The following is a 3,357-nucleotide window of genomic DNA, read 5'->3' as shown; positions in this document are numbered from 1 at the left end:
GCCAGGGTGCTGTCCGCGATCGACCGGCTCGGCTACGTCCGCAGCGAGTCCGCGCGCCAGCTGCGCGCCGGCCGCAGCCGGATCATGGGGCTGCTCGTCCTCGACATGGGCAACCCCTTCTTCGTGGACGTGGCGCGCGGCGCCGAGCGGGCGGCGCGCGAGGCCGGGCTCGGCGTGATGGTCTGCAACAGCGCGCAGAGCGCCGGCGAGGAGGCCGAGTACCTCTCCCTCTTCGCCGAGCAGCGGGTGCGCGGCGTCCTGCTCACCCCGACCGACGCCACCGGGCGCAACATCGCCGCCTTCCGCCGGCACAACATCCCCTTCGTGCTGGTCGACCGGGTCGCCGAGGGCGCCAGCGAGTGCTCGGTCTCGGTGGACGACGTGGCGGGCGGCGCGCTCGCCGTGCGCCACCTGGTGGACACCGGGCACCGCTCCATCGCCTACGTCAGCGGCCCGCCCGGCCCGCACCAGGTCCGCGACCGCCGCACCGGCGCCCTGCACGCGCTCGCCGAGGCCGGCCTCGGCCCCGAGGCGCTGCGCGAACTGCCCACCGAGCGGCTGGACGTGGCCGCGGGACGGGACGCCGGTGCGCGACTGCTCGGCCTCGCCGAGCGGCCCACCGCCGTCTTCTGCGCCGACGACCTGCTCGCCCTCGGTCTGCTCCAGGCCATGTATGCGGCCGGGGTGAACGTCCCCGACGACCTCGCCATCGTCGGCTACGACGACATCGAGTTCGCCGCGGCCGCCGCCGTACCGCTCACCTCCGTCCGCCGGCCCGCGGTCACCATGGGGGCGCTCGCAGCCGAGCTGCTGCTGGAGGAGACCGGGACCGGGGGCGCGGCGCGCGCGCACCGACACCGGCGGGTGGTGCTCCAGCCGGAGCTGGTGGTCCGCAGCTCCAGCCTGCCCGACCGCTGATCGGGGTTCGGCCGATTTTCATGATCCCGGGGGTCGGGGGCGCAGGAACATGTGCTCAACTGGGACGCGGCCGCAAACCCTCCGTCCCGGGAGACCCCTTGTCCGTCAGCTACCGTCAGCCCGGCGTCGTCCTCACCGACCACTGCTTCACCGTGCCGCTCGACCACGACGACCCGGCGGGGGAGACGATCGAGCTCTACGCCCGTGAGGCCGTCGCGAGCGAGAAGGCCGGCAAGGACCTGCCCTGGCTGGTCTACCTGCAGGGCGGCCCCGGATTCGGGGCGAACCGTTTCACCGGCAAGCAGGCCTGGCTCGGGCGCGCCCTGGAGGAGTACCGGGTGCTGCTCCTGGACCAGCGTGGCACCGGCCGCTCCACACCCGCCAACCGCCAGACCCTCCCGCTGCGCGGCGGCCCGGCCGAGCAGGCCGGCTACCTCACCCACTTCCGTGCCGACTCCATCGTCCGTGACTGCGAGGCGATCCGCCCCAGGCTGACCGGCGGCGCCCCCTGGACCGTCCTCGGCCAGAGCTTCGGCGGATTCTGCACGGTCAACTACCTCTCCACGCACCCCGAGGGGCTGTCCGCCGCCCTGATCACCGGCGGCCTGCCCTCCCTGGACGCCCACGCCGACGACGTCTACCGCGCCGCCTACCCGCGCATCGAACGCAAGGTAGCCGCCCACTACGCCCGCTACCCGCAGGACGTCGAGCGCGCCCGCCGCGTCGCCGACCACCTGCTCACCCACGACGTGGTGCTGCCGGGCGGCCACCGCCTGACCGCGGAGGCGTTCCAGTCCCTCGGCATCATGCTGGGCGGTGGCGACGGCAGCCACCGGCTCCACTTCCTCCTCGAGCACGCCTTCGTGCGCACCCCGCGGGGACCCGAGCTGTCCGACGCCTTCCAGGAGGAGGTGCGTGGCCTGCTCTCGTACGCCGGCCACCCGCTGTACGCCCTCGTCCACGAGGCGATCTACGGCCAGGACGAGCGCCCCACCGCCTGGTCCGCCGAGCGGGTGCGGGCGGAGTTCCCGCAGTTCGACGCCGCCAAGACGCTCGCCGGGGACGGACCGCTGCTGTTCACCGGCGAGTCGGTGCACCCCTGGACGTTCGACTGCGACCCCGCGCTGCGCCCGCTGCGCGAGACCGCGGAGCTGCTCGCCGCCCGCACCGACTGGCGGCCCCTGTACGACCGCGCCCGGCTCGCCGCGAACGAGGTCCCGGTCGCCGCGGCCGTCTACCACGACGACATGTACGTCGACACCGCCCACGCCCTCGACACCGCGCGCTCCGTACGGGGCCTGCGCACCTGGGTCACCGACGAGTTCGAGCACGACGGCGTCCGCGCCGGCGGCCCCCGCGTCCTGGACCGCCTGCTCGCCCTGGTCCGCGACGAGGTCTGAGACCGAAGGCGCCGGGACGAAACCCCGGAGCCGGCGAGCTTCGCACGAGGACCATGACGACACCCGAGAGGAGAAGTCCCGTATGACCGAGTCCAGCACCGGCCGGCTGCGGCCCATGCCCGAGGACTGGCGGCGCGCGCTCGCCGTGGTCGCGCACCCCGACGACCTGGAGTACGGCTGCGCTGCGGCGGTCGCCGCCTGGACCGACGCGGGCCGCGAGGTCGTCTACGTCCTGGCCACCCGTGGCGAGGCCGGCATCGACACCCTCGACCCGGCCGTCTGCGGTCCGCTGCGCGAGCGGGAGCAGCGGGCGAGCGCGGCCGCGGTCGGGGTGTCCCGGGTGGAGTTCCTGGACCACCGCGACGGCGTGATCGAGTACGGCACCGCCCTGCGCCGGGACATCGCCGCCGCCGTGCGGCGCCACCGCCCCGAGCTGGTGATCACCCTCAACCACCGTGACACCTGGGGCGGCGTCGCCTGGAACACCCCCGACCACGTGGCGGTGGGCCGGGCCACCCTGGACGCGGCGGCGGACGCGGGCAACCGCTGGATCTTCCCGGAGCTGGCCGAGCAGGGACTCGAGCCCTGGAACGGCGTCCGCTGGGTCGCCGTCGCCGGTTCCGCCACGCCCACCCACGCCGTGGAGGCGGGGCCCGGACTGGAGCGGGCGGTGCGTTCGCTGCTGGAACACCGCACCTACATAGAGGCGTTGACGGACGAGGACCCGGAGACGTACGCGCGCGAGTTCCTCACGTCGACGGCCACGGCGGTGGGCGAGCGCTACGGCGGAAAACCGGCCGTCGCCTTCGAGGTCTTCGGCCGGTGAGGGCGCGCCGCGCCTAGGATGATCGGAAACGGACGGGGGCGGCGGGTGCGCGAGGCGGACGACGAGAAGGAACTGCTGGCACGGCGCTTCGAGGAGCACCGCGGACAACTGCGCGCGGTCGCCTACCGCATGCTCGGCTCGCTGACCGAGGCCGAGGACGCGGTCCAGGAGGCCTGGCTGCGGCTGACCCGCGCGGACGCCGGCGCCATCACG

At 74.5% G+C, this 3,357-nt stretch carries 4 protein-coding genes; all 4 read left to right on the top strand.

Going from position 1 to position 3,357, the window contains the following annotated elements; genetic code table 11:
• A partial coding sequence (locus tag IE249_RS09560; protein WP_229857941.1) for a LacI family DNA-binding transcriptional regulator occupies positions 1 to 918 on the top strand: 918 nt, incomplete at its 5' end.
• 98 nt (positions 919 to 1,016) lie between these two features.
• Positions 1,017 to 2,318, top strand: coding sequence for an alpha/beta fold hydrolase (locus IE249_RS09555; protein ID WP_189704340.1), 1,302 nt, complete (start codon positions 1,017 to 1,019; stop codon positions 2,316 to 2,318).
• Positions 2,319 to 2,400: 82 nt separating this feature from the next.
• Entirely contained in the window at positions 2,401 to 3,144 is a 744-nt protein-coding gene (locus IE249_RS09550; RefSeq protein WP_189704339.1) for a PIG-L deacetylase family protein, read from the top strand.
• An 18-nt stretch (positions 3,145 to 3,162) separates the two neighbouring features.
• Positions 3,163 to 3,357: sigma factor (locus IE249_RS36740; RefSeq protein ID WP_268249676.1), on the top strand; the 195-nt coding region annotated here is incomplete at its 3' end.

It is taken from the genome of Streptomyces anandii JCM 4720 (assembly GCF_014650655.1).
In the GTDB taxonomy this organism is placed as follows: Bacteria; Actinomycetota; Actinomycetes; order Streptomycetales; family Streptomycetaceae; genus Streptomyces; species Streptomyces anandii.
The sequence above is the reverse complement of the archived record's forward strand: the minus strand, read 5'-3'. Positions and strand labels throughout refer to the sequence as shown.